The organism is Streptomyces sp. NPDC086023, assembly GCF_044540325.1.
Classification (GTDB): domain Bacteria; phylum Actinomycetota; class Actinomycetes; order Streptomycetales; family Streptomycetaceae; genus Streptomyces.
In genome coordinates this window covers 403,751-428,020 of record NZ_JBITRX010000002.1, presented here as the reverse complement: position 1 = coordinate 428,020, position 24,270 = coordinate 403,751, and the positions used below count along the sequence as shown (strand labels likewise).

The following is a 24,270-nucleotide window of genomic DNA, read 5'->3' as shown; positions in this document are numbered from 1 at the left end:
GGACGCCCGGCCCGGCCCCGGATCCATAGTCGATTGAGGGATAGGAACCCGGCGGGCGCCGGAGCAGCCTTCTGGGGTGCACCAACCGGTGATCCCCTCGTCGAAGGAGCGACACATGTCCCACGAGCCCCTGGAAGCCCTGCGCCGCGCCGGCACCCCGGTCGACCTGCTGTCCGAGTCCGAGCGCGAGGTCTTCGCCGCCCTGAGCCCCGACGAGGTCGCCGTCCTGGGCTCGATCCAGGCGCGGCTGAGCGCCGTGTCGGCCGCCGTCGAGGGCCAGCGGGCCGACTCCAACACGAACGTCGTCTGCTGATCCGAGCCCGGCGTGCGCGTCCGGTCCGGCGGCCCCGGCCGCCGGACCGGACGCGGCAGCGCGCCGGCCGCCGTCTGCCCGGACACACAGCGGGAAGGTTGGGATGGAACGGGTCAGCAGATACCTGGTGCTGAGCGACCGTACGTACGCCGACGCCTCGGGCGTCCGCGTGCGCCTGGCGTACAGCACCCGCACCGCCGGCGCCATGGCCGTCGACCTCGCCACGGCCCGCGCCCTGGAGGCCGGCGACCCGGCCGCGCTCACGCCCGCCTGGGCGTCCGCGCTGCGCGCCGCCGAGGTGCTCGTACCGGACGGAGAGGACGAGCTGTCCGCCGTACTGGACCGCAACCGGCGGGCCTCCGCGGACCGCTCGGCGGTCCACCTCGCCCTGCTGCCGACCTCCTACTGCAACATGGGCTGCGCCTACTGCGGACAGGAGCACACGCGCGGCGGCCTGACGCACACCCACCGCAGCCGGGTCCGCGACCGGGTGCTGCGCGCCGTGAACGCGCCGCAGACGCGGAGCGTACGCATCGACTGGTTCGGGGCCGAGCCGATGATGGGGTACGCGGTGATCCGCGACCTGGCACCCCGGTTCGTGGCGGCCGCGGCCGAGCGGGGCGCGGCGTACTCGTCCGTGCTCGTCACGAACGGCTCGCTGCTCACGCCGGCGAAGGCGGACACGCTGATCCGGTCGTGCGGCGTCGACCATTTCGAGATCACGGTCGACGGACCGCCGGAAATTCACGACGCGCACCGGCCACTGAAGAGCGGCCGCGGTTCTTTCTGGAAAATCGTGCGCACCGTCCGTTCCGTCATCGACACACCTGAATTACAGTCTGCTCATTTCACGTTCCGCACGAATGTGGACGCGCACAATCAGGACTCCGTTCCGCGCTATGTCGAGCTGATGGCGGAACTCGGTTTCGCACATCCGAATGTCTCCTTCTCCATCGTTCCCGTGCACTCGTGGGGCAACGACGTGTCGGCGATCGAGGTGTCCAGGCAGGCCTTCGCCGCCCGCGAGGTGGAGTGGTTCCGGCTGCTGCTGCGGCACGGACTGGCCGCGCGGCTGCTGCCGAACACCGCGAAGAAGGTGGTGTGCCCCGCGACGACCGTCTCGGCGGAGATCATCAGCAGTACGGGCAACATCTTCTCGTGCAGCGAGTACCCGCTCGTGCCGGACGCCGAGCGGACCCTCGCCCTGACGCACATCGACCGCGCGGGCCCCGAGCCCGTACGGCCGCGGGGACCCTTCGACGACTGGAACGACGAGATCGGCAGGGGTGCGACCTGGTGCCGGGACTGCGTCTTCATGCCGACCTGCGGCGGGTCCTGCCCCAAGGCCTGGCAGGAGGGCCATCCGCCGTGCCCCGGCTACAAGTTCAACTTCCAGGAGCGGCTGGACCTGGTCGCGGCCCAGTGCGGGCTGAGCCCCGCGGCCGGTGAGCCCGCCGGGGTCCGGTGACGCCCGGGGACGCCGGCGGGGACGCCGGCGGGGACGCTCCGTCCCGTCGGCTCCTCCTCGGGGTCTGCGGCTCGGGGAACGTACTGGCGCTGCCGCAGTACCTGATGGCGCTGCGCACCGGCCTCGGCACCGCCGTGGAGATCCGGACGGTCATGACGCGTTCCGCGGCCGCGATCGTGCCGCCCGCCACCCTGCGGCTGGTGGCCGGGGAGGTGTACTGCGACGGCCAGGACGAGCTGACGGTCGGTCATGTGTCCCTGGCGGACTGGGCAGAGCGGTTCGTCGTGCTGCCGGCCACGGCCAACATGCTCGGCCAGGCGGCGCACGGACTCGCCTCCGGACTGCTCAGCTCGGCGCTGCTGGCCCACGCGGACCCGGTGCTGTTCTTCCCGAGCATGAACAGCCGGATGTGGGAGCGGCCTCCGGTGCGCCGCAACGTGGACCTGCTGCGGGCGGACGGCCACGCCGTGGTGGACCCGGTGCCGGCGGAGGCCTGGCAGATCTCGACCCGGGACGTGCGGAAGAACCTCGGGCTGCCGCCGCCCGCCACGGTGGCCGCGGTCGTCGGCGAGTTCCTGCGCCTGCCGGTCGCCCCGCCCCGGGTGTGACGGTCCGGAGCGACCGCACCCGGTGCCCGGACCGGGCGGATTCCCCAGCACAGACGGAGAAGGAGGAGACGTGGCCGCAGCCGGGCAGAGGTTCCGTACGGCACTCGCGAGCGGGCCGATGGCGGCGCGCGGCTTCCGGCTGCTGCTGGCCGGACAGCTCTCGTCCACGGTGGGCGACTACTGCTACGCCGTCGCCCTGCCGTGGCTGATCCTGTCCGGCGACGGCGGGCCGGTCCTGCTGGGCACGGTCCTGGCCTGCTACGGCATCCCCCGCGTCGTCACCATCCCGCTGGGCGGTGTGATCGCCGACCGGTTCGGCGGGCGGCCGGTGATGCTGGTGGCCGACGTGGTGCGGGCCGTGGCCGTCGGCGTCCTGGCGGTGATGGCGGCCACCGGGACGCCCACGCTTGCCCAGCTGGCGCCCATCGCGGTGGTGCTGGGCGCGAGTTCGGGCATCTTCATCCCCGCCTCGTACACCCTGCTGCCCGCCCTGCTGACCAAGGAGGACCTCGGCCGGGGCAACGCCCTGTCCACGATGGTCAACCAGGTCGGCGGGCTCCTCGGACCGACGGCCGGCGGCGCCCTGGTCGCCGCCTTCGGCGCGGGCCCGGCCCTCGCGGTCGACGCCACGTCCTTCGCGGTGTCGGCGGTGGTGCTGGCCCGGATCCGCACCCGCGCGGACGCGGCCCCCGAGCCGTCCGGGACATCCGACGGGGAGACCGCCGGCGAGGACGACGCACCCGGGGCGAGCTCGACCCGGGGGCCGTCGTTCGGTGAACTGCTGCGCCACGGCAGGCTGTTGCACGTCATCCTGGTCGTCGCCCTGGTCTGCAACCTGGCCTTCAACGGCACCATCGAGGTCGCCCTGCCGGAACTGGCCCACCAGGGCATGGGCGCCACCGGCTACGGCGTGCTGCTCACCTGCCTGAGCCTGGGCGGGCTGGCCGGCTCCGTGGTGGCGGCCCGCAGCCGGCCGGTGGAGTCGCCGGCCTACCTGTTCGCCGTGCTGGCCGTGGTGATGGGCGTGGCCCTGGCGGCCGTCCCGTACGCGGGCGGCCTGGCCGGCGCCGCGGTCTGCGTGTGCGTGTACGCGGTGGCCAGCGGCTGGCAGAACATCGTCGTCGTCACGATGCTCCAGGTGTGGACCCCGCCGGCGCTGATCGGCCGGGTGATGAGCCTGGTGATGCTGGCCGTGATGGGCACGTTCCCCATCTCCGTCGCGGTGGCCGGCTTCGGCGTCCGGCACCTCGGCGCGGCACCGTTCTTCCCGGTGGCGGGCGCGGCCATCGCGCTGGCCGTGCTGTGCGCGCTCACCCAGAAGGCGTTCCGCACGCACCGCTCGGGCACCGAGTACACGGCCCGGGCACCGGCGGGCGGCGCGGCCCCGGCCGCCGTGCCGGCCGGCAGCTCCCCCCGTCCACGGCACGAGAGCAGTCAGGAGTCGCAGCGATGAGCGTGTTCGTTCCGTTGGGCGCCCCGGGGGCACCGCGGGGACGGGAGCGGGGGGCCGCCGAGGTCCCGTACCTGCTGGTGAACCCTCCCGTCACCGACCCCACCACCCCGTACCACTCCATCCCGTACCTGGTGGGCGCCGCGCGCGAGGCCGGGCACGGGGCGTACGGGTGCGTGGACGCCAACCTCGACGCCTTCGAGTACCTGGCCGACCCGGCCCGCTTCGGCGCGGCGCTCGCGGCCGCTCGCCGGACCCGCGCCGCCATCGAGGCCCGGTCCACCGCACCGCGCCGGGACGACGAGATCCGCTACCGGCAGACGCTGGCCGCGGAGGGCCTGACCGACACCGCGGCCCGGGACGCGATCGGCGTCTTCCGCGACCCCGCGCTCTTCTACCACCCGCCCACCTACGCCCAGGCCGTCGCGGTGATGAGCCGGTGGTGGGAGCTGCTGGCGCTGGAGATGCCGCCGGGGGCACCCGACGGGTTCTCGATGCGCGCCAAGTCCACCGTGAACCTGTGCAGTACGGCGGACCTGGCCGACCCGGCGGTGGCGGCGGCCGTCGCCCGCCCCTTCGAGGGCTACTTCGCCGAGGTGTTCGTGCCGCGGCTGCGCGAACGGCCCTGGGCGCTGGTCGGCCTGTCGGTGAACTACACCAGCCAGCTGCCCGTCGCCCTGCGGATGGCCCGGCTGATCCGCACCGTGCTGCCGGACACGGTGATCGTCTTCGGCGGCACCGAGGTCGGTGACGTGGTCAAGTACGCGCCGGACGCCGGGGCGCCGTGGCGGGTCTTCCGGGACGCCGACCTGATCGTGCCCGGCGAGGGCGAGTCGGCGCTGGTCGGCATCCTGGACGCGCTGGCGGACGGGGCGGTCCGGGGCGGCACCGGCTTCGACGGCGTGGGCGGGGTGATGACGCGGACCCGGCCGGTCCCGGAGATCGCGTACGGCAGCGTGGCGGGGCTCGCCGGTCCCGCGTACGACGTGTGGGACTGGGAGCGGTACTGGTCGCCGGAGCCGGTGATCCTCTACAGCCCCACCCGCGGCTGCTACTGGAACAAGTGCACCTTCTGCGACTACGGCCTGAACACCGACCGGCCCACCTCCCCCTCGCGGGAGCGGCCGGTCCCGGCGGTGCTGGCGGACCTGCGCGAGGCCAGCCGGTACGGCAGGACGCTGTACTTCGCCGTCGACGCGATGTCCCCCCGCTACCTGCGCACTCTCGCCGCGGCCCTCGCCGACTCCTCCCTCGACCTGCGGTGGGCGGCGGAACTGCGGCTGGAGCGCACCTTCCCCGAGCGCGCGGTCGGCGAGCTGCTCGCCGCCTCCGGCTGCGTCGCGGTCTCCTTCGGGTACGAGTCGGGCACGCAGCGGGTGCTCGACCTCATCGACAAGGGGGTGCGGATCGACCTGGTGCCGGACGTGCTGGCGGAGCTGGCGCGCAACGGCATCGCGGCGCAGATGATGGGGTTCACCGGCTTCCCCACCGAGTCGGAGGCGGAGGCGCTGGCGACGTACGAGTTCCTCCAGCACCACGACAAGCTGTGGACGACGGCGGGCATCGGGGTCTTCTCCCTGACGCCCGGCTCCATCGTGGCGAAGGACCCCGGCCGGTTCGGCATCGACCTGCTGCCGCTGTCGGCCTCCGACGACATCCGCCGGTACGTGCCCTGGCGGGACCGGGCGTCCGGGGAGGTGCACTGGCCCGAGCCGGAGGACCCGCGGATCCCGCGCGAGTACGTCGCGAGCACCCGCAAGGCGACCTTCGACCGGCCGTTCGTCGGGGGCATCGACTCGGCCCACAGCCTGCTCTACTACGCCCGGTACGGCCGCGGCCTGCTGCCGGAGCCGCCGGCGGAGGGGCGGCGCCGGGAGGAGGAGCCGCGGGTCCGGCTGGTCGGGGAGCCGGTGGTGACGGTGCCGTTCGCCTCGGTGGAGGCGCTGACGGGGGTCGGCGACCTGATGGCGGAGGTGGGACGCCGGAGCCGGGAGCACCTGGACACGACCTCGGGCGCGTACGGGGACTGGCTGGCCGGCCGCGGTGCCGCCCGTCCGGGCTCCTGCGGCGTCCTGGTCCTGGCGCACGGCGAGCTGGTCGAGGTGCCGGCTGGCGTGGACTTCGCCGAGGACACCCCTCTGACCCGGGCCCTCCGCCTGATGCTGTCGACACAGGCCCGCACGTGACCGGGCACGGGACGCCGTAAGCCGATGTCCGAGCCCGGTGCCCGAGCCCGGTGCCTTACCGGGCGGGCGTCACGGTGGGCCCGCGCCCGGCATCACGGCGGGCCGGGCGTCCCGGGGACCCCGGCGCCGGGTCACCACTCCGGGATCAGCGGGGTGTCCGGGCCGTGCCGGCGCCAGGCCTCGGTGAGGCGGACCAGGCGGGCGGGGGCCGCGATGCCGCGGACGGTCGCGATCCGGCCGTCGGCGAGGTCGAACGTGACGGCCCCGATGACCCGGCCGCCGACCACGAAGAGGGCTGCCGGTGCGCCGTTGACCAGCGCGTAGTGGACGGCGGGGGTGCCGCCGGCCAGCCGCCGCTTCGCCGGGGTGGACTTGAAGCCCGCCCGTGCCACGGCGGCGACGCCCTGCGCGGTGTCGAACCGGAGCAGCTTCCGGCTCAGGCCCGCACCGTCGGAGACGGCGGTCGCGTCGTCGGTGAGCAGCACCACGAGCCGGTCGGTGCGGCCCGAGGAGGCCGCGGCGAGGAACTCCTCGACGATCCTGCGGGCGGCTGCCCGGTCGGCCCCGGCGCCGCGGGAGCGCCCGGCGGCGATCCGGGTCCGGGCCCGGTGCAGGTGCTGCTGGCTTGCGGACTCGGTGATGCCGAGGATCTCCGCGGTCTCGGCGTGGCTGTAGGAGAACGCCTCGCGCAGGACGTACACGCCCCGCTCGACGGGCGACAGGCTCTCCATCAGGGTGAGCACCGCCAGGGAGACCGATTCGCGCTGCTCGAAGGTGTCGGCCGGGCCGAGCATCGGGTCGCCGTCGAGGAGCGGTTCGGGCAGCCAGGCACCGGCGGTGCGTTCGCGGCGCACGCGGGCCGAGCGCAGCCGGTCGAGGCACAGGTTGGTGACGACCTTCGTCAGCCAGGCCTCCGGCACCTCGATCCGCCGCCGGTCGGCGGCCTGCCAGTGCAGGAACGCGTCCTGTACGGCGTCCTCGGCGTCGGCGGCGGAGCCGAGCAGCCGGTACGCCAGCGAGGCCAGCCGGTCACGGCCGGCCTCGAACCGGGCGGTGTCGGATCGGTCCATGGGGGGCGCTGTCCACGACGGCCACCCTAACGGGGCGTCCGGTCAGCGGAGTTCGGGGCGGCCGGGGCCGACCCGGCGGACGGGCGGGACGCCGACCTGATCGTGCCCGGCGAGGGCGAGTCGGCGCTGGTCGGCATCCCGGTGACGGCGGTCAGCAGGACGACCGTCCTGGCCACCGCCGGCCAGGACGTCGGCGGCCGGGCGGCCGTGCGCGGGGCCGGAGTACCCATGGTTCCTCCTCGGGCGGCGGGCTTCCGTGCGGTGGGGCGGGGCAGGGGTGGGCTGCGACGGGCCCGCCCGGCGGTGGTCAGGCAGGGGTGTCCACCGGGCGCGGGCGGACCGGGGCGGCGGCCAGCCGGTGCCGGCGCCTGGGGAGGCCGAAGGTGGGGTGGGCGTTGGCCCACAGGGACATCGCGAGGATCCCGGACTTGATCCGCGCCGCCTTCCTGCCGCCCGTGTACCCCGGCTTCGCGCGCCCGTCGCCGTCGACCATCTGCAGGATCCCGTCGCGCCGCCCGAGGCTGATGTGGTTGCCCACGTACTCCAGCTTCCGGTCCGGGACCGGGCCCCCGGTCAGACGTCCCACGATGGCGGCCGCCGCCTGGGCGCCGGTGTAGCCGGCGGAGGCGCAGGACATCGGCAGCGGGCGGCCGTTGTCGCCGACGGCGTGGACGCAGTCGCCGGCGGCGTACACGTCGGGGTGCGAGACGGAGCGCATGGTGCGGTCGACGACGATCCGGCCGTCCCCGGTGACCGCGAGCCCCGCGGCGGCGGCGACCGGGGCGACCGCGAAGCCCGCCGTCCACACGGTGGCGTCCGAGGCCAGGGCCGTGCCGTCGGCGCAGAGCACCCGGGTCGCCTCGACGCTCTCGACCGCGGTGCCCTCCAGGACGGTGATGCCGAGCCGTTCGCAGGCCCGGCGGAGGTGGCCGCGGGCTCCGGCGGAGAGCGGGGCGGCCAGTTCGCCGCGGGCGACCAGCGTGACCGGGAGGCCGGGCCGGGACTCGGCGATCTCGGTGGCGGTCTCGATGCCGGTGAGCCCGTCGCCGACGACCAGTACCTTCCCGCCTCCGGCCCGTGCCTCCAGGTCGTCCAGGCGTGCGCGCAGGCGCAGGGCGGAGGGGCGGCCGGCGACGTCGAAGGCGTGCTCGGCCACCCCGGGGACGCCGTGGTCGGCGGCGTGGCTGCCGAGGGCGTAGACCAGCGTGTCGTAGCCGAGTTCGGCCGGGCCGTCGGCGCCGGTCAGGGCGACCGCGTGGCGCTCGGGGTCGACCGCCGTGACCCGGGCCAGGCGAAGCCGGACGCCCGTGCCCGCGAACACGTCCGTGAGCGGTGGCGCCTCGATCTCCTGGCCGGCCGCGAGCTGGTGCAGCCGCAGCCGCTGGACGAAGTCCGGCTCGGCGTTGACGACGGTGATCCCGGCGTCCGTGGGGGAAAGGCGGCGGGCCAGGGTCCCGGCCACGTGGTTGCCGGCGTAGCCGGCGCCGAGGACGACGATGCGGTGCTTCATGTGGCGCTCCTGTCGGTGGGCTGGCTCTCGGTACCTGAGCGGAGCAGCCCTCCGATTCATGACGGCAACAGCGTGTGGCCTCCGTCACAGGCCTGCCCCGAGGGGGCCGTGCGGGCGAGTTCGACGCGTCCCTGTCAGAACCATTGAAAAGCCATGTGACATGTGCAATTTTACAGCGCAGCCCGTCAGTCGACGGGACCTCTCCTCCATCCCCAGAGGTGAACTTTGCGCGCCATGGCCGTCGCCACAGCCCTGCTCGCAGCCGCGTTCGCGGCCTCCCCCGCCCAGGCAGCCCAGGCCGCCCCCGCCCACCCCAAGCCGGACCACGTCTTCGCCGATCCGGCGCAGCGCCCGGCCCACGGCACCGCGAAGGGCGCCCCCGGCCCGACCGGGACCACCGGCGGCAAGCTGGAGTCCCGCATCCTGCCGATCGTCCACACCTGCAGCCCCACGCTGCGGATCCGCGCCCAGGAGATGACCGCCGCCCAGCTGACGGCGACGTGCGCGAGCCTCGCCAACCAGGACGCCTACTTCCACAACGTGGTCAAGGACCCGGGGCCGGTCGCCGGCGACCTCAACACCACCCTCGAGGTCGACGTCTTCAACTCCAGCGCCGACTACAAGGCCTACGCGGGCCGGATCTACGGCATCGACACCAACAACGGCGGAATGTACCTGGAGGGAGACCCGTCCAGGACGGGCAACCAGCCGCGGTTCATCTGCTACGAGCGGACCGACGTCAGCCCGGGCTGGCAGATATGGAACCTCAACCACGAGTACACCCACTACCTCGACGGCCGCTTCGACCTGTACGGCGACTTCGGCGCGAGCCAGACCACCCCGACCGTCTGGTGGGGCGAGGGGATCGCCGAGTACATCTCCTACTCCTACCGCGGCGTCCCCTACACCAACGCCCTGGCCGAGGCCGGCAGGCACACGTACTCCCTGCGCACGCTGTTCGACACCACGTACGCCAACAGCGACGTCAACCGCACCTACAACTGGGGCTACCTCGCCGCCCGTTACATGGTCGAGCGGCACCCCGCCGACGTCGCCACCGTGCTCGGCCACTACCGCACCGGCAACTGGAACGCCGCCCGCGCCTTCCTCACCTCGCTCGACTACGAGAGCGACTGGAACGCCTGGCTGACGTCCGTGGCGACGGCCGCCTGACGCGCGGCCCAACCCCCACCAACCGGTCCGCCGTACGCAATTTCAGGACAACTCACCTGCTGTGCAGGTGAGTTGTCCCGCCCCTGACCTACCTTCCGGAGAAAAGTCCCTTCGCCTCAGGAGGTCAGATTGCGGTCCCGGCCCTTCTCCACCCGCCACCACCGGTTGCGCCGCTCGTACCTGCTCATCGTCCTCGGCCTCGGCTCCGTGCTCGTCGGCCTGATCCCGTGGCTCGGGGTGGCGGGCCCGGCGGCGGCCGCGCGGGCACCGGCGCCCCGCCCCGGGCCCGCCGACCAGCGGCCCGCCGACCGGTCGCCCCACCACGGCGTGGCGCCGGCGAACGCGATGGAGCCCACGGCACCGGTCCTCGACCGCACCGGCTGGACGGCCGCGGCGAGCGACGAGGAGACCGTCGGCGAGAACGGCCGCGCGGCCAACGTGCTCGACGGCAGCGCGGCCACCATCTGGCACAGCAGGTGGACCGGCACCCCCGCGCCCCTGCCGCACACCATCACCCTCGACCTGAAGAACACGACCGTCGTCTCCGCCCTGGTCTACCAGCCCCGCACCGACGGACCCAACGGGCGCATCGGCGAGTACGGCATCAGCCTCAGCACCGACGGCACCACCTTCGGCGCACCCGTCGCCACCGGAACACTGGCCGACGACGCCGGCACCAAGACCCTCGGGTTCGCCCCGCAGGGGGCCAGGTTCGTACGGCTGACGGCGCTCACCGAGGCCGGCGGCCGCGGGCCGTGGACCTCCGCCGCCGAGATCAACCTGCTCGGCGACCCCGGCACGCCGGCCGCCACGGTCGACCTGCCCCGTACGGGCTGGACGGCGACCGCCGGGGACGAGGAGACCGCAGCCGAGAACGGCCGGGCGGCCAACGTGCTCGACGGCGACGACGGCACGATCTGGCACAGCCGGTGGTCCGGCACCGCCGCACCCCTGCCGCACACGATCACCCTCGACCTGAAGAGCACGACCACCGTCTCCGCACTCGTCTACCAGCCCCGCTCCAACGGCCCCAACGGCCGCATCGGCCGGTACTCCGTCACCCTCAGCACGGACGGCACGGCGTTCGGCACCCCGGTCGCGTCCGGGACCTGGCGGGACGACGACACCGTCAAGACCGCCACGTTCACCCGGCCGCAGAGCACCCGGTACGTCCGCCTGACGGCCCTGAGCGAGGCCGGCGGCCGCGGCCCCTGGAGCTCGGCCGCCGAGATACGCCTGAGCGGGCCGGCCGACCCCGCCGTCCACGGCTCCTGGGGCCGCGTCACCGGCTTCCCGCTCGTGCCGGTGGCGACCGCCGTCCTGCCGGGCGACAAGCTGCTGGCCTGGTCCGCGTACGCCGTCGACCGCTTCGGCGGCAGCAACGGCTACACCCAGACGGCCATCCTGGACCTGAAGACCGGGAAGGTGACGCAGCGCCGCGTCGACAACACCGGCCACGACATGTTCTGCCCCGGCATAGCCATGCTGGCCGACGGCCGCGTCCTCGTCACCGGGGGCAGCAACGCGGAGAAGGCCAGCATCTACGACCCCGCGACGGACCAGTGGTCCGCCACCACCGACATGAACATCGCCCGCGGGTACCAGGCGATGACGCTGCTCTCCACCGGCGAGGCCTTCGTCCTCGGCGGCTCCTGGAGCGGGGCCACCGGCGACAAGGCCGGCGAGGTCTGGAACCCGGCCACCCGCACCTGGCGCACGCTCACCGGCGTGCCCGCCACCCCGGCGCTGACGGCCGACCCGGCCGGCGCCTACCGCGCCGACAACCACATGTGGCTGCACGCCACTTCGGGCGGCAAGGTGCTCCAGCTGGGCCCGAGCCGGCAGATGAACTGGATCTCGACGTCCGGCACCGGCGGCATCACGTCCGCCGGCACCCGGGCCGACAGCCAGGACGCCATGACCGGCAACGCCGTCGCCTACGACATCGGCAGGCTGCTCACCCTGGGCGGCTCGCCCGCCTACGAGAAGACCCCGGCCACCCGGCGCGCGTACACGGTGGGCGTCTCGGGCAGCCAGGTCCAGGCCGCCCGCACCGGCGACATGGGCTTCGCCCGCGCCTTCGCCAACAGCGTCGTCCTGCCCGACGGCAAGGTGGCCGTGTTCGGCGGGCAGTCGTACCCGGTGCCCTTCAGCGACGCGACGTCCGTACTCACCCCCGAACTGTGGGACCCGGCGACCGGGCGCTTCACCCCCCTCGCCAGCATGGCGATCCCGCGGAACTACCACAGCGTGGCCAACCTGCTGCCGGACGGCCGGATCTTCTCCGGTGGCGGCGGGCTGTGCGGCGACTGTGCGACCAACCACGCCGACGGGGCCGTCTTCACCCCGCCCTACCTGCTGAACGCGGACGGATCGCCGAAGCCGCGTCCGGTGGTCACCGGAGGCGTGCCGCCCCGGGCCGCCCCCGGCGCCCAGCTCTCGGTGACCACCACGGGCCCGGTGGCGTCGTTCGTCCTCATGCGGGCCGCGGCCGCGACCCACTCCACCGACAACGACCAGCGGCGGGTCCCCCTCGCCTCCACCGCCACGGGCACCGGCACCGGCACGTACACGGTGTCCCTGCCCTCCGACCCCGGCGTCGTCCTGCCGGGCAACTGGATGCTCTTCGCCCTCGACGCCCAGGGCGTACCGAGCCTCGCCAGGTTCCTGACCGTCTCCTGACGCGACCCGGGGCAGGTGCCGGACGGCACCTGCCCCGGCTTCCGGCCCGCCCCAGCCCATGTCCGGATGTGACAGAACATGGTCATTGCGGCCCTTCCGGCAGGGCGACATGATCGGGTCATGCTCCCAGCGCACAGGGTCGTCATCGCCGCCTTCCCCGGCGTCGAACTGCTCAACGTCACCGGCCCGGCCGAGGTGTTCTCGGTCGCCACCCGGGTCGCCGGAACCCGCCGGCCCGGGTACACCGTCCGCATCGCGACCCCCGGCGGCGAACCCGTGGCCACCGCCGGCGGCATCCGGCTGATGGCCGACCTGACGCTGGACGACGTGCACGGCGACGTGGACACCCTGCTCGTGTCGGGGGCCGTCCGCGTGCACGACCGCGGAGTCGAGCCGGTGCTCGACGACGGGATCATCGACTGGCTGCGGGAGGCGGCACCCGGCACCCACCGGCTTGCCTCCGTGTGCTCGGGCACGCACCTGCTCGCCGCGGCGGGCCTGCTGGACGGGCTGTCGGCGACGACCCACTGGCGCACCGCCGCGCGGCTGGCCGCCGACCACCCGCGGGTCACCGTCGACCCGGACCCGATCTTCATCCGTCAGGGCCGCCTGTGGACCTGCGCCGGCATCGCGTCCGGGATGGACATGGCGCTGGCCATGGTCGCCGAGGACCACGGCCCCGAACTCGCCCTGGACACCGCCCGCACGATGGTCATGTACGTCAAACGCGCGGGCGGCCAGAGCCAGTTCAGCGTCCCGCTGGCGCTTCCTGCCGACCCCGGCAACCGGATCGGCGACCTGCGCGCGTGGATCGGCGAACACCTCACCGAGGACCTGTCCGCCGACGTCCTGGCCGCGCGGCTGCACCTCGGCGTGCGCCACCTCTCGCGTCTGTTCCAGCGGCGCACCGGCACCACTCCCGCCGCCTACGTCGAGTCCGTCCGGCTGGAGGCCGCGCGGCGGCTGCTCCAGGACAGCAGCCACGGCCTGCCCGAGATCGCGGCCCTCAGCGGCCTCGGCTCCGTGGAGACCCTGCACCGCTCCTTCCGCCGCCGCCTCGGAACCACCCCCGCCGAATACCGGCGCCGCTTCCGGTAGGTCCGGCCCCCCCTCCCCACCGCCCGCGAACCACCGCGCGGCGGAAGACCGTCATGCCCGAGGAGAGAAGAGTGTCCCGAACCAAGGTCGTCCCGATCCCCGTGATGGGCCGGCACAACGTCAACGCCTACCTGCTGCTGGGCCGCCGGCCCGTCATCGTCGACGCCGGCACGCCCGGCAGCGGCCGGAGGATCCGCGAGCAGGTCGCCGCCCACGGCGTCGACCCCGCCGACGTGTCGCTGATCGTCGTCACACACGGCCACATCGACCACTTCGGCTCGGCCGCCGAACTGCACCGCCTCACCGGGGCGCCGGTGGCCGGACACGTCGCGGACCTCGGCCCCTTCCGCACCGGCCGGGTCCGGGAACCGTACCTCCCCACCGGGCCGATGGGCCGCCTCATGGCCCGGAGCGAGAAGTTGCACATGCAGGTCGAACCGTTCGAACCCGACGTCCTCGTCACCGGCGAGACCGACCTGGAGGACTTCGGGATCACGGCCCGCATCATGCCCACCCCCGGGCACACCGCCGGATCCGTCTCCGTCCTGACCGCCCAGGGCGACCTCGTCGCGGGCGACCTGATCGCCAACTCCTTCTTCGGCCTGCTCCGCGGCCGCCCGGCCAACCCGCCCTTCCACGACGACCCGCTGCTCAACCTCGCCAGCCTGCGGAGCATGCTGGCCCTCGACCCCGCCCGGCTCCACGTCGGCCACGGCACCCCCCTCGACCCCGACCGCGTGCGGCGCTGGGCCTCGCGGGAGCAGCGGCGCCTGACCCGGCTCGAAGCAGCCGGCCGCCTCCGCACCCGTACCCGGGGCACCGGCCTCGGTACCGGTGACGCCCCTGGGACAGACGACCGCGACGAAGCGTGACAGGGCTCCGGCGCGACGCGCGCGACGCGCCGGACATACGAAAGGCCGCCCCCTCACGGATGAGAGAACGGCCTCCGACCTGCGTTTCCGCATGGTCGGGACGACAGGATTTGAACCTGCGACCCCTTGACCCCCAGTCAAGTGCGCTACCAAGCTGCGCCACGTCCCGATGCTCGCTGACCTGCGGGTTTCCCCTGGCCGAACGCGCACGAGAACAATACCGCACTTCTCGGGGTGGTCGCGCGCACCTTTCCGCGGCGCGGGACGGGCGGGACCCGTGGGGCCTCCGGACGGGGTTTGACCTCAAGCGAACTTGAGGTTGCAAGGTGTGTGTCATGACGCAGACGACAGCGGACATCGCATTCCGTTACGAGGACCTCCCCGCCCTGATGGCGCGGATGACCGGGGCCGAGAAGCACGGCCCGGCCGCCACCTCCACCCTCGACGCCCTGTGGGTGCTGTACGACCGGGTGCTGCGGGTGGCGCCGGAGACGGCCGGGGACCCGGGCCGCGACCGGTTCCTGCTCTCCAAGGGGCACGGGCCCATGGCGTACTACGCGATCCTCGCCGCCAAGGGCTTCTTCCCGGTGGAGTGGCTGGACGGCTTCGGCTCGTACGACTCCCCGCTCGGCCACCACCCGGACCGGCTGCTGGTGCCCGGCGCCGAGATCGGCAGCGGCTCCCTCGGCCACGGGCTGCCGCTGGCCGTGGGGACGGCGCTGGGGCTGCGCGCCCAGGGGCTGGCCGATCCCGCCGTGTGGGTGCTGATCGGCGACGCGGAGCTGGACGAGGGCAGCAACCACGAGGCCCTCGCCTACGCGGGAGCCGCCGGCCTGGAGCGGCTGCACACCCTGGTGATCGACAACCAGTCCGCCACCCACGGCTGGTCCGGCGGCATCGCCTCCCGCTTCGAGGCGGCCGGCTGGTCGGCCGTCACGGTCGACGGCCGCGACCACGCGGCCCTGGAGGCCGCCTACACCCTGGCCCACCCGGGCCGCCCGCACGCGGTGGTCGCCCGCGTCGAGCCCAAGAACTGATCCACCGAAGCGGAACGAGGAAGACATCTCATGGACACCATGCGCGAGCGGTTCATCTCCACCACCTCCCGCCTCCTGGACGAGGACCCGCGGCTCGCCCTGGTCCTGGCCGAGATCACCATGGACGGCTTCCGGCCCGCCCAGCAGCAGCACCCGGACCGCGTGGTCAACGTCGGCATCCGCGAGCAGCTGCTGGTCGGGGCGGGGGCCGGGATGGCCCTGACGGGGCTGCGGCCGATCATGCACACGTTCGCGAGCTTCCTGGTGGAGCGGCCCTTCGAGCAGGTCAAGCTGGACTTCGGGCACCAGGGCGTGGGCGGGATCCTGGTCAGCGCGAACGCCTCGTACGACTGGGCCGCGGGCGGCGTGACCCACATGGCGCCGGGCGACGTGCAGCTGATGGACACCCTGGACGGCTGGACGGTCCACGTCCCGGGACATCCGGACGAGGCGGAGGCGCTGCTGCGGCACGCGGCGGCCGCCGGAGACGACAAGGTGTACGTCCGGCTGTCGAACCTGTCGAACGCGGCCGCCCGGCCGGTCGACGGCGCCCGCTTCCTGACCGTCCGCGAGGGCTCCGCCGGGGTGGTCGTGGCGGTCGGACCGGTGCTGGACGACGTCCTGACGGCGGTGGCCGGCCTGGACGTGACCGTGCTGTACGCGAGCACCGTGCGGCCCTTCGACGGTGCGGCCCTGCGCGCGGCCGCGGCCCGCCAGGACCGGGCGGAGGTGGTCCTGGTCGAGCCCTACCTGGCCGGAACGTCGACGGCCGCGGCCAACGACGCGCTCGCCGACCTGCCGCACCGGGTACGGGGGCTGGGCGTGGGCCGCGCCGAGCTGCGGAAGTACGGGACGGCGGAGGAGCACACGGCGGCGCACGGTCTCGACGCGCGGGGGCTGCGCGAGCGGATCACCGCCTTCCTCGCCCCCGCCGCCTCCCTCTAGGCAGGGTCCGGGTCCAGGCCCGCCGCGTCCTCGCGGGCGTGCAGGACCTTCACCAGCTCCGCCGCCAGGCCCTTGATGGTCTCCAGGCCCTCCCGGCCCCACCGCCGCGGCACCAGGTCCACCGCGCAGACCGTGCCCAGCACGAACCCCTGACGGTCCGTCAAGGGAGCGCCGAGGTAGGAGCGTACGCCGTCCTCCTCGACCACCGCGTTCGGTGCGAAGCGTGCGAAGTCCCGTACGTCCTCCAGGACGAGGGCCCGGCGGCGCACCACCACGTGCGGGCAGTAGCCGTGGTCGCGGGCCAGCACCCGGCCCGTGTAGGCGCCGGCCGGGGCGTCGGCCCGGTGGTGCAGGCCGGCGAAGAACTGGCGTTCCTCGTCGATGAAGTTGACCGCCGCGTACGGGGTCCCGGTGGTCTCCGCGACCTGCCGCGCGAAGGCGTCGAGCCCGGGGTCCGCCCGCTCCCCCAGGCCGAGTTCGCGCAGCCGGGCCACCCGGGCCGGCGCCTCCCGGTCCACCGGCGTGAGCAGCAGGTGGCCCGTGGACTCGTAGTACGTCATGGCGGTTCCCCCTCCATCGTGGTGCTGGTGTCGTGGGTCGCGGCGAGCAGGTGCCCGACCAGGGCCGCGAGGATGCGGATGCCGGAGTCCGCGCGGCGCGCGTCGCACCGTACGACCGGGACGTCCGGGGCCAGGCCGACGGCGTCCCGCACCTCCTCCGCGGTGTAGCGGTGGCCGCCGTCGAACTCGTTGACGGCCACGACGAACGCGATGCCCCGGCGCTCGAAGAAGTCGACCGCCGGGAAGCAGTCGTCCAGCCTGCGGGTGTCGGTGAGCACGACCGCGCCGAGCGCGCCCGCGCACAACTCCTCCCACAGGAACCAGAAGCGCTCCTGGCCCGGCGTGCCGAAGAGGTACAGCACGTGGCCGGTGTCGAGGGTGATCCGGCCGAAGTCGAGCGCGACGGTGGTGGCCGTCTTGCCCTCCACGCCGGTGAGCGGATCGGTGGATTCTCCGAAACCGGTGAGGAGTTCCTCCGTGCTGAGCGGCTCGATCTCGCTGACCGCGCCCACGAAGGTGGTCTTGCCCGCGCCGAAGCCCCCCGCGACCAGGATCTTCAGCGTGGCGGGCAGCGTCTCAGAGTCGTCGTCGCAGGCCATCGAGCACCGCCAGCAGCAGGTTCTGGTCGTCGGCCGCGCCGCCCCCCGGGAAGCGCGGGGACCGTGCCGTGACGGCCCCGCACTCCAGCAGGTCGGACAGCAGGACCTTGGTCACCACGGCGGGCAGCCGGAGCTGTGCCGCGACCTCCGCCACGGACACCGGCCCGGCGGGCGCGGCGCAGAGCCGGAGCGCCAGGGCGTGGTCCGCGCCGAGCCGGTCGCCGGGGCGGACGCCGGTCGCGGTCAGCAGGGACAGCAGGTCCAGCGGGGTGCTGGGCCGGGTCCGGCCGCCGCTCGCCGTGTACGGGCGCATGACCCGGCCCGCCGAGTCGTCGAGCCAGGGCATGTCGTGCGGGAGGGGGCGCGTGGCGGGGGCCCTCACTGCTCGGGGCGGGCGCACTCGGGGGTCCCTGCGGGCTGCCGGGGCGGGGCGGCGAGGTACGGCCGCACGCTCTTGACCAGCATCGCCATCTCGTAGCCGAGGACGCCGGCGTCGGCCTCCCGGTCGGCGAGCACGGCCAGGCAGGTCCCGGAGCCGGCGGCGGAGACGAAGACCAGGGCGGAATCGAGCTCGACGACCACCTGCCGGACCTCGGCGCCGTCGCCGAAACGGGCGCCGGCGCTGCGGCCGAGGGAGTAGAGGCCGGAGGCGAGGGCCGCCATGTGGTCGGCGCTGTCGGCGTCGAGGCCGTGGACGCAGGTGACCAGCCCGTCGGCGGTGAGCAGGACGGCGCTGCGGGTGTAGGGGACGCGCTGCACGAGTCCGCCGAGCAGCCAGTCGAGTTCGGACAGCTGGGGGGTCTTCACGTCGCTGGGCATGGGGGGTGTGCTCCTTGCGGTTCTCGGCGTTCTCGGCGGTTCTCGGCGGTTCTGTGGGGTGTTCGGCGGTTCTCGGCGGTTGTGTCGGGTGTTCGGCGGTGCTCGGCGGTTCCCTGCGGTGTTCGACGGTTCCCTGCGGTCATGGGGCGCCCCGGGGTCCGCGGGGGCCCGGCGAGCGGGACCGTCAGGAGTCCGGGTCCGGGTCCGGGTCCCGGTCCTCTTCCGCGGCTGCCTGCGCGAGCCCGAAGCCGCGCCGGAACGCGGCCATGAGCTGGGGATCGTGGACGGGCTGTTCGCCGCCGCCCCCGGCCCGTACGACCGGCCCCGGCGCGTCGCGCAGCTGCGGCGCGAGGTGCTCCTGCGCCCGCCGCCGCGGCAGCGCGGGCCGGGCCGCGGCACCGGCGGGCTCGTGCGCGGGACGCGGGACGGCGTCCGGTACCGGCTCCGTGGACGGCGGGCCCGCGGGCCGCACGGACGGCTGAGCCGCCCCGGGTTCCGGCTCCGGAGGCACCGGACCTGCCGGCCGTACGGGCGGCTGGGCCCCGGCCGGGGCGGGGGTCCGGGACGCCGGCCCGGTCCCGCCGGGCTTCGGGGATACGGGATCGGTGTCGGCGTGCTGCACGGAGACCGGGGTCCGCGTCGTGCTGCCCAGGGGACCCACGGGCGCGACCGGCCGGGGACCGGCGCCGACGAGGTCCGGGGAGGCAGCAGCCCAGGACTCGCCGGGAGCCCCGGACGCGGAGGTCCAGGCATCGGGGGGCCAGGCATCGGGGGCGGCGCCCCACGGTGCGCCGGGCGCGACAGCGGCGTCCGCCCGTAGGGAGGGCCCCGAAGCGGCGGCCTCCACGCCCGCCCCGGGCTGCGGGAGGTACCCGGGCGCGGGCGCCGCATCGGCACCGGGCCCGTCTGTGCGGCGTGGCTCGCGCTCCGGACCGGTACCCGGGGTCGGACCCGGAGCCGCGGGACCGGGTACGGGAGCCGTGGGACCCGGTACGGGAGCCACGGCGCCCGGCGCGGGGACGGACGCGCTCACCTCTCGCCGGTCACCGTGCCGCGGGCCGGCCGTCGTGTCTCCGCCCGGCGCCGGGCGGGGCGCGCTGCGCGCCTGCTGCGGGATGGCCGCCTGTTCCACTGCCGAAGCGCGGACCCGGCGGGGCAGTGCGGTGCGCCGCACCGCGTCGTCGGCGGAGGACGTGACCGGAGCCGGAGCCGCGTCCCTTGCCGTGGCCGTGGTCGTGTGCCCACCCGTACCGGCGCCCGTACGCGTGCCCGCAGCCGTGCCCGTGCCCGCCTCCTCGCGGCCCGCGCCGGCACCGCTCACCGCACGCGCACCCCAGGCACGCGAACTCCCCGCGTCCCCTAAGACGCCGGAGCCCCCGCCCCCCGCCACCGCCGCCGCCCGGCCCTCCCGGAACTCCGCACCACCCACGGCGGCCCCGACGCCGGAGGCAACGGGCCCCGGCACCGGCCCCCTGGCCGGTTCCAGCGGCGGCACGGGCAGGCCCGTACCCGTACCCGTGACGGTGGGGCGCGTCGCGTCGGCCGCGTCGGCGCCCAGCAGGTCCCGCGGGAGCACGAGCACCGCCAGCACTCCCCCGTAGATGTTGGACTTCAGCTCGACCGCGATGCCGTGCCGCCGGGCCAGCGCCGAGACGACGAACAGTCCGATCCTGCCGTCGGCCAGCAGGTGCCGGACGCTGACCTGGTCCGGGTCGTCGAGCAGCGCGTTCATCCGGTGCTGCTCCTCCGCCGGCATGCCCAGGCCCCGGTCCTCCACCTCGATCGCGATGCCGGCCGTGACCCGCTCCGCGCGCAGCACGACGTCCGTGTCCGGCGGCGAGAACACCGTGGCGTTCTCGACGAGTTCGGCCAGCAGGTGCACCACGTCCGCGACGGCGTGCCCGCGTACGCTGCCGGCCGCGGGGGGCACGACCTTCACCCGCGTGTACTGCTCCACCTCCGCCACCGAGGACCGCAGCACCTCGCTGACGTCGATCGGCCGGGTCCACTGGCGCCGGGAGGCCGCGCCGCCCAGCACCGCGAGGTTCTCGGCGTGGCGGCGGATCCGGGTGGCCAGGTGGTCGACGTGGAACAGCTCCTTCAGCAGGTCCGGGTCCTCGACCGTGTCCTCCAGGCCGTCCAGCAGCTGGATCTCGCGGTGGACCAGTGACTGCAGGCGGCGGGCGAGGTTCACGAACACCTCGACCTTCTGGTCGCTGTCCGAGCGCCCTGCCAGGTCGGCCGCGCGCACCAGAGCGGCGTGCGCCTGCTCCCTGGCCTCCCGCAACTCCCCGGAGAGTGCGGCGAACTCGTCCGGCCCCGCCGGCTCGGCCGCCCGGCCCGGCTCGCGGGTCCGGCCCGGTCCCCCGGTGAGGGCCCCGCCCGCCCGGCGCTCCGGCACGGTCTCGCCCCGCTCCAGCCGGTCCAGTACGGTCCGCAGCTCCTGCTGCCCGCGCGCGCTGGACCGGCGCAGGGCCTCGCAGCGGTCGCGTACGGCGCGTGCGGCGCGGTGGGCTCCGAGCAGGGCGGCGGTGAGCGCGGCCGCGAAGAGGAGCCCGCAACCGCTCAGAACCAGCCAGAGACGGCCGTCCGGCCGGGCGCCCAGCCGGAGGGTGGAGAGCACGGCGGCGGCGCCGCTCGAACCGGCGGCCAGGGTGGGCAGCACGGCGGCCCGGACCAGCAGCGGCGTGATCCGCCGCGGGGCTCCGGGGGACGCGGTCCGCGGCGAGGTGGTGTGACGGGCGGGGGTGCGGGCACGGCGGCCGCCGTCCCGGCGGTCGGCCCGTCCCGGGCCGCGGTCGGGCCGCGCCGCGTGGTCGGGTCGTGCCGCGCGATCGGGGCGGGCCGCGCTGTCGCGGAGTCCGGACATCGTCGTCCTCGGTGCGTTCGGTACGTGGGAACCGGGTCGCGGGGACCCGGCGTTGATCACCGGGAATCCACGCTAGACCGCACGCTCCGCCCGCGGACGGCCAGTTGGGGAACTTCACCGGGGTGCTTCCCGCTGGGGAAGGAGCGCTCGTACGCGAGCCCGAATGCGCCGGGGGTGCGCACCACCCGGCCCCCGCCCGGCGTCCGGCCGCCGCCGGCGGCGCCCCCGCACCCGACGTGAAGTGGGCCACTTTCCGGGCCGGAAACGGGGTCCGGATCGACCGAATCATTTACGCCTTCCTACCTATTGACGGATTGTCATGTAAGCGCTCGGTGATACGATCACCGCGCAAAACAGGGCAGGCGGCTGAGCGCAAGGCGACACGCCGACTCAGGGGCGGCCCGGGCGGCCTCCCCGTGCGGGCGGTCGCCGGCCCACCCGCAGAGGCGGGAATCAGCCACTGGCCGCCGGTCGCCTGAAGAGAGTCTTATGACGGAATACGTGCAGAACCCTGTGCTCTGGGCTCTGTTGGTCCTCGTTCTCGCCGCCATCGCCGTCATCGTCCGCCAGCGCAGGTCCGCGCGGGGCCTGCGGCACGAGATCGACGGGCTCAGGACCCACTACTCCGCCCTGGAGAACCGTTACACGCAGTCCGTCGCGGCCGCGCAGGACGAGGCCGAGGAGGGGACCAAGACGGTCCTCAAGTCCGCGATGCGGACGCTCCAGGGCCTCGCCGCCGAGCAGCAGCTGATCATCTCGCGGCTGCAGAGCAAGTACGGGGAGTCGGCGATGCTCCAGGACCTGCTGGAGATCGACCACGCCAACTCCCAGTTCGGCCGCCGGGCGCAGTCCATCGCCGTCCTGTGCGACGGCTGGCTGGGCCGGCACCGCGACATCGCGTCCGTGTACGACGTGGTCCGCAGCGCCCAGGGCAGGATCCGGCACTTCCGGCGCGTCGAGATCCTCTCCCGGGTCGACTTCGGCATCACCAGCCGCGCCGTGGAACCGGTGGCGCTGGCGCTGGCCGAGCTGCTCGACAACGCCACGAGCTACTCCAGCCCGGACACCGTCGTCGAGATCAACACCCGTACCGTTCCCAAGGGCGTCTGCATCGTCGTCGACGACGCCGGCGTCGGCATGAACGACGAGGAGCGGGCCCGCGCCGAGAAGCTGCTGACCAGCAACCGCGTCTCGGGCGTCTCCGGGCTCGGCAACCCGCCGCAGTTCGGCTTCGCCGTGATCGGCGTGCTGTGCGAGCGGTTCGGCTTCGAGGTCTCGGTGGACTCCTCCTCCCCGTACGGCGGTGTGCGCGCCGTACTCCTGCTGCCGCACGAACTGCTGACCGGCATGCCCGAGCAGAAGGCGCCCGCGCCCGCCGTGGCCGCCGGCTCGCTGCCGCCGCAGAGCGGCCCGGAGCCCGCCCCCGCGGTCTCCGCGACGGCCGACGGACTGCCGAAGCGCCGCCGCAAGCGGCCCATGTCCATCGTGCCGAGCAGCACGCCCGCCGCACCTGCCCCCGGCCGCAGCGGTGCGGAGACCGCCGCGATCATGAGCGCCTTCCAGCGGGGGACGAGGTCCGGCCGGGCCACGGACCCGGACGCCCTGGACCCGACCAGCACCACACACGGCCCAAGCAGCGAAGGACATGAGGTTTCGTGAACGACGATCTGTCATGGATGCTCGACAGCGCCCTGGAGATACCCGGGGCGCTGCATGCGGTCCTGATCTCCGCGGACGGGCTGCTGATGGCCCGTACGAAGGACTACGACAAGGACAACGCCGACCGGGTCGCCGCGGCGATGAGCGGCGTGCAGTCCCTGAGCCGCTCGCTCGGGTTCTTCTGTGAGGACCCGCGGGCGCAGTGGCGGCAGACGCTGGTCGAGTTCGACGGCGGCTGGGTCTTCCTCATCTCCGCCGGGGAGGGCGCCTACCTGGGCGTCTCCGCCACGCAGGACGTCGACATGGCGGACATCACCTTCCGTATGCAGCAACTCGTCGGCCAGCTCGGCAAGGCGCTGACCACGCCGCCGCGCGAGAACCTCGGCACGTACTCATGACGGGCCGCGAGGAGTGGGGTCCCGAGGCCGCGGATTTAGTGCGTCCGTACGTCATCACCAAGGGACGCGGCCTGCCCGACGAGGAGCAGCTGTCCCTGATCACGCTGGTGACGGCGGCGCCCGAGGGCGGGCAGCGGCCGACCCGGCTGTCCCCCGAGGAGCAGCGGCTGCTGGACATCTGCTCCGCCGGCTACCTGTCGGTGGCCGAGATCGCGGGGCACACGCGGCTGCCGCTGGGCGTGGTGAAGATCGTCCTCGCCTCGCTGGCCGAGGGCGGCTACCTCGTCACCCGTCCCCCGGTGGAGCGCGCCGCCCTCGCCGACAAGGAGATCCTCCAGGAGGTGCTCAATGGGCTCCGCGCCAAGTTTGGCTGAACAGGTCTACGTCCGCGGCGGTGCGACGCAGATCCCGGTGAAGATCCTCGTCGTCGGGCACTTCGCCGTGGGCAAGACCACGTTCATCGGCGCGATCTCCGAGATCGAGCCGCTGTCCACCGAGGAGACGATGACCCGCGCCGCGGAGCACATCGACGACCTCAAGGGGGTCCGGAGCAAGACCACCACCACGGTGGCCATGGACTTCGGGCGCCTGACCATAAGCGACCGCATCGTGCTGTACCTGTTCGGGACCCCCGGACAGGTGCGGTTCGTCCAGATGTGGGAGGACCTCGCGCGCGGTGCCCTCGGTGCGCTGGTCCTCGTCGACCCCGAGCGCCTCGCGGACTCGTTCGCGGTCGTCGACCTGATCGAGCAGTACGGACTGGACTACGCCGTGGCCGTCAACCACTTCGACGGTACGCCGGTCCGGGACGAGGCGGCGCTGCGCGAGGCGCTGGACCTGCTCGACGACACCCCCGTCGTCACCTGTGACGCGCGCGACGAGCGGTCGTCCGCCGCCGCACTGACCACCCTCGTCCGCTACCTGCTCGACCGTGCCCAACAGGAGCATTGATCC

Annotated in this window: 22 protein-coding genes, 1 tRNA gene and 1 pseudogene; 15 read left to right on the top strand and 9 right to left on the bottom strand. The window is 74.2% G+C overall.

The features are described 5' to 3' along the window. Positions 1–115: 115 nt before the first annotated feature. From ACIF6F_RS05250 to ACIF6F_RS05230, 5 genes are all read left to right on the top strand, one after another. Positions 116–313: an aroma-sacti cluster domain-containing protein gene (locus tag ACIF6F_RS05250; RefSeq protein WP_399941445.1), complete on the top strand. Its 198-nt coding sequence runs from the start codon at positions 116–118 to the stop codon at positions 311–313. Between the two features lie 103 nt (positions 314–416). Continuing rightward, a complete protein-coding gene (locus tag ACIF6F_RS05245; RefSeq protein ID WP_399941442.1) occupies positions 417–1,781 on the top strand; it encodes a radical SAM protein in 1,365 nt (454 codons plus the stop codon). Continuing rightward, positions 1,778–2,389: a flavoprotein gene (locus ACIF6F_RS05240; protein WP_399941439.1), complete on the top strand. Its 612-nt coding sequence runs from the start codon at positions 1,778–1,780 to the stop codon at positions 2,387–2,389. The genes ACIF6F_RS05245 and ACIF6F_RS05240 overlap by 4 nt, the downstream gene beginning before the upstream one ends. Before the next feature lie 70 nt (positions 2,390–2,459). Continuing rightward, the gene (locus tag ACIF6F_RS05235) at positions 2,460–3,842 is read left to right on the top strand and encodes an MFS transporter (RefSeq protein ID WP_399941437.1); all 1,383 of its coding nucleotides are present in this window, start codon (positions 2,460–2,462) and stop codon (positions 3,840–3,842) included. Further along, entirely contained in the window at positions 3,839–6,025 is a 2,187-nt protein-coding gene (locus tag ACIF6F_RS05230) for a B12-binding domain-containing radical SAM protein (protein WP_399941434.1), read from the top strand. The genes ACIF6F_RS05235 and ACIF6F_RS05230 overlap by 4 nt, the downstream gene beginning before the upstream one ends. 131 nt (positions 6,026–6,156) lie before the next feature. Here ACIF6F_RS05230 and ACIF6F_RS05225 read toward each other — a convergent pair whose 3' ends face one another. From ACIF6F_RS05225 to ACIF6F_RS05215, 3 genes are all read right to left on the bottom strand, one after another. Then, positions 6,157–7,095 carry a sigma-70 family RNA polymerase sigma factor gene (locus ACIF6F_RS05225; RefSeq protein ID WP_399941432.1) on the bottom strand — a complete coding sequence of 313 codons (939 nt, stop codon included), beginning with the start codon at positions 7,093–7,095 and terminating at the stop codon, positions 6,157–6,159. 26 nt (positions 7,096–7,121) lie between these two features. Then, on the bottom strand, positions 7,122–7,325 hold the full coding sequence (locus ACIF6F_RS05220) for a hypothetical protein (RefSeq protein ID WP_399941429.1): 204 nt from the start codon (positions 7,323–7,325) through the stop codon (positions 7,122–7,124). Between the two features lie 77 nt (positions 7,326–7,402). After that, positions 7,403–8,605: an NAD(P)/FAD-dependent oxidoreductase gene (locus ACIF6F_RS05215; protein ID WP_399941426.1), complete on the bottom strand. Its 1,203-nt coding sequence runs from the start codon at positions 8,603–8,605 to the stop codon at positions 7,403–7,405. A 405-nt stretch (positions 8,606–9,010) separates the two neighbouring features. Here ACIF6F_RS05215 and ACIF6F_RS05210 point away from each other — a divergent pair. From ACIF6F_RS05210 to ACIF6F_RS05195, 4 genes and pseudogenes are all read left to right on the top strand, one after another. Next, positions 9,011–9,766: pseudogene (locus ACIF6F_RS05210) on the top strand (collagenase); the annotation flags it as partial. 141 nt (positions 9,767–9,907) lie between these two features. Continuing rightward, positions 9,908–12,460, top strand: a complete 2,553-nt coding sequence (locus ACIF6F_RS05205) for a discoidin domain-containing protein (RefSeq protein ID WP_399941424.1) — start codon at positions 9,908–9,910, stop codon at positions 12,458–12,460. Between the two features lie 120 nt (positions 12,461–12,580). Beyond that, a complete protein-coding gene (locus ACIF6F_RS05200) occupies positions 12,581–13,558 on the top strand; it encodes a GlxA family transcriptional regulator (protein WP_399941421.1) in 978 nt (325 codons plus the stop codon). Positions 13,559–13,629: 71 nt separating this feature from the next. Continuing rightward, on the top strand, positions 13,630–14,430 hold the full coding sequence (locus ACIF6F_RS05195; protein WP_399941419.1) for an MBL fold metallo-hydrolase: 801 nt from the start codon (positions 13,630–13,632) through the stop codon (positions 14,428–14,430). 92 nt (positions 14,431–14,522) lie between these two features. On the opposite strand, the gene ACIF6F_RS05190 is transcribed toward ACIF6F_RS05195, so the two are convergent. Beyond that, positions 14,523–14,599: transfer RNA gene (locus ACIF6F_RS05190), tRNA-Pro, on the bottom strand. A 166-nt stretch (positions 14,600–14,765) separates the two neighbouring features. Here ACIF6F_RS05190 and ACIF6F_RS05185 point away from each other — a divergent pair. Together ACIF6F_RS05185 and ACIF6F_RS05180 are read left to right on the top strand one after the other, a co-directional pair. After that, positions 14,766–15,467, top strand: a complete 702-nt coding sequence (locus tag ACIF6F_RS05185; protein ID WP_399941416.1) for a transketolase — start codon at positions 14,766–14,768, stop codon at positions 15,465–15,467. Between the two features lie 30 nt (positions 15,468–15,497). After that, positions 15,498–16,412: a transketolase family protein gene (locus ACIF6F_RS05180; protein ID WP_399941414.1), complete on the top strand. Its 915-nt coding sequence runs from the start codon at positions 15,498–15,500 to the stop codon at positions 16,410–16,412. On the opposite strand, the gene ACIF6F_RS05175 is transcribed toward ACIF6F_RS05180, so the two are convergent. The 5 genes from ACIF6F_RS05175 to ACIF6F_RS05155 form a co-directional block, all read right to left on the bottom strand. Continuing rightward, the gene (locus tag ACIF6F_RS05175; protein WP_399941411.1) at positions 16,409–16,972 is read right to left on the bottom strand and encodes a GAF domain-containing protein; all 564 of its coding nucleotides are present in this window, start codon (positions 16,970–16,972) and stop codon (positions 16,409–16,411) included. The two genes, ACIF6F_RS05180 and ACIF6F_RS05175, sit on opposite strands and share 4 nt — an antisense overlap. Beyond that, positions 16,969–17,571, bottom strand: coding sequence for a GTP-binding protein (locus ACIF6F_RS05170; RefSeq protein WP_399941409.1), 603 nt, complete (start codon positions 17,569–17,571; stop codon positions 16,969–16,971). Before ACIF6F_RS05170 ends, ACIF6F_RS05175 begins: the two co-directional genes overlap by 4 nt. Then, a complete protein-coding gene (locus ACIF6F_RS05165) occupies positions 17,549–17,917 on the bottom strand; it encodes a DUF742 domain-containing protein (protein WP_399941406.1) in 369 nt (122 codons plus the stop codon). Before ACIF6F_RS05165 ends, ACIF6F_RS05170 begins: the two co-directional genes overlap by 23 nt. A 32-nt stretch (positions 17,918–17,949) precedes the next feature. After that, positions 17,950–18,390 (bottom strand): roadblock/LC7 domain-containing protein, encoded by a 441-nt coding sequence (locus ACIF6F_RS05160; protein ID WP_399941404.1) that lies wholly within the window; start codon positions 18,388–18,390, stop codon positions 17,950–17,952. A gap of 184 nt (positions 18,391–18,574) precedes the next feature. Continuing rightward, positions 18,575–21,259 carry an ATP-binding protein gene (locus ACIF6F_RS05155; protein WP_399941401.1) on the bottom strand — a complete coding sequence of 895 codons (2,685 nt, stop codon included), beginning with the start codon at positions 21,257–21,259 and terminating at the stop codon, positions 18,575–18,577. A gap of 489 nt (positions 21,260–21,748) precedes the next feature. Between ACIF6F_RS05155 and ACIF6F_RS05150 the strand changes: the two genes are divergently transcribed. The 4 genes from ACIF6F_RS05150 to ACIF6F_RS05135 are packed head-to-tail and all read left to right on the top strand — an operon-like array spanning position 21,749 to position 24,267. Continuing rightward, positions 21,749–22,918: an ATP-binding protein gene (locus tag ACIF6F_RS05150; protein ID WP_399941398.1), complete on the top strand. Its 1,170-nt coding sequence runs from the start codon at positions 21,749–21,751 to the stop codon at positions 22,916–22,918. Further along, positions 22,915–23,316 (top strand): roadblock/LC7 domain-containing protein, encoded by a 402-nt coding sequence (locus ACIF6F_RS05145; protein WP_399941395.1) that lies wholly within the window; start codon positions 22,915–22,917, stop codon positions 23,314–23,316. Before ACIF6F_RS05150 ends, ACIF6F_RS05145 begins: the two co-directional genes overlap by 4 nt. Next, a complete protein-coding gene (locus ACIF6F_RS05140) occupies positions 23,313–23,690 on the top strand; it encodes a DUF742 domain-containing protein (protein ID WP_399941392.1) in 378 nt (125 codons plus the stop codon). Before ACIF6F_RS05145 ends, ACIF6F_RS05140 begins: the two co-directional genes overlap by 4 nt. Continuing rightward, positions 23,665–24,267: a GTP-binding protein gene (locus tag ACIF6F_RS05135; protein ID WP_399941390.1), complete on the top strand. Its 603-nt coding sequence runs from the start codon at positions 23,665–23,667 to the stop codon at positions 24,265–24,267. Before ACIF6F_RS05140 ends, ACIF6F_RS05135 begins: the two co-directional genes overlap by 26 nt. The last annotated feature ends 3 nt before the right edge of the window (positions 24,268–24,270 follow it).

Bases quoted from the DNA above. Each gene is read 5' to 3' on its own strand.
- ACIF6F_RS05150 (WP_399941398.1), top strand. From the start codon at position 21,749: ATGACGGAATACGTGCAGAACCCTGTGCTCTGGGCTCTGTTGGTCCTC.
- ACIF6F_RS05175 (WP_399941411.1), bottom strand. From the start codon at position 16,972: ATGACGTACTACGAGTCCACGGGCCACCTGCTGCTCACGCCGGTGGAC.
- ACIF6F_RS05155 (WP_399941401.1), bottom strand. From the start codon at position 21,259: ATGTCCGGACTCCGCGACAGCGCGGCCCGCCCCGATCGCGCGGCACGA.
- ACIF6F_RS05185 (WP_399941416.1), top strand. From the start codon at position 14,766: ATGACGCAGACGACAGCGGACATCGCATTCCGTTACGAGGACCTCCCC.
- ACIF6F_RS05230 (WP_399941434.1), top strand. From the start codon at position 3,839: ATGAGCGTGTTCGTTCCGTTGGGCGCCCCGGGGGCACCGCGGGGACGG.
- ACIF6F_RS05180 (WP_399941414.1), top strand. From the start codon at position 15,498: ATGGACACCATGCGCGAGCGGTTCATCTCCACCACCTCCCGCCTCCTG.
- ACIF6F_RS05250 (WP_399941445.1), top strand. From the start codon at position 116: ATGTCCCACGAGCCCCTGGAAGCCCTGCGCCGCGCCGGCACCCCGGTC.
- ACIF6F_RS05225 (WP_399941432.1), bottom strand. From the start codon at position 7,095: ATGGACCGATCCGACACCGCCCGGTTCGAGGCCGGCCGTGACCGGCTG.
- ACIF6F_RS05170 (WP_399941409.1), bottom strand. From the start codon at position 17,571: ATGGCCTGCGACGACGACTCTGAGACGCTGCCCGCCACGCTGAAGATC.
- ACIF6F_RS05220 (WP_399941429.1), bottom strand. From the start codon at position 7,325: ATGGGTACTCCGGCCCCGCGCACGGCCGCCCGGCCGCCGACGTCCTGG.
- ACIF6F_RS05160 (WP_399941404.1), bottom strand. From the start codon at position 18,390: ATGCCCAGCGACGTGAAGACCCCCCAGCTGTCCGAACTCGACTGGCTG.
- ACIF6F_RS05165 (WP_399941406.1), bottom strand. From the start codon at position 17,917: ATGCCCTGGCTCGACGACTCGGCGGGCCGGGTCATGCGCCCGTACACG.
- ACIF6F_RS05135 (WP_399941390.1), top strand. From the start codon at position 23,665: ATGGGCTCCGCGCCAAGTTTGGCTGAACAGGTCTACGTCCGCGGCGGT.
- ACIF6F_RS05215 (WP_399941426.1), bottom strand. From the start codon at position 8,605: ATGAAGCACCGCATCGTCGTCCTCGGCGCCGGCTACGCCGGCAACCAC.
- ACIF6F_RS05245 (WP_399941442.1), top strand. From the start codon at position 417: ATGGAACGGGTCAGCAGATACCTGGTGCTGAGCGACCGTACGTACGCC.
- ACIF6F_RS05200 (WP_399941421.1), top strand. From the start codon at position 12,581: ATGCTCCCAGCGCACAGGGTCGTCATCGCCGCCTTCCCCGGCGTCGAA.
- ACIF6F_RS05140 (WP_399941392.1), top strand. From the start codon at position 23,313: ATGACGGGCCGCGAGGAGTGGGGTCCCGAGGCCGCGGATTTAGTGCGT.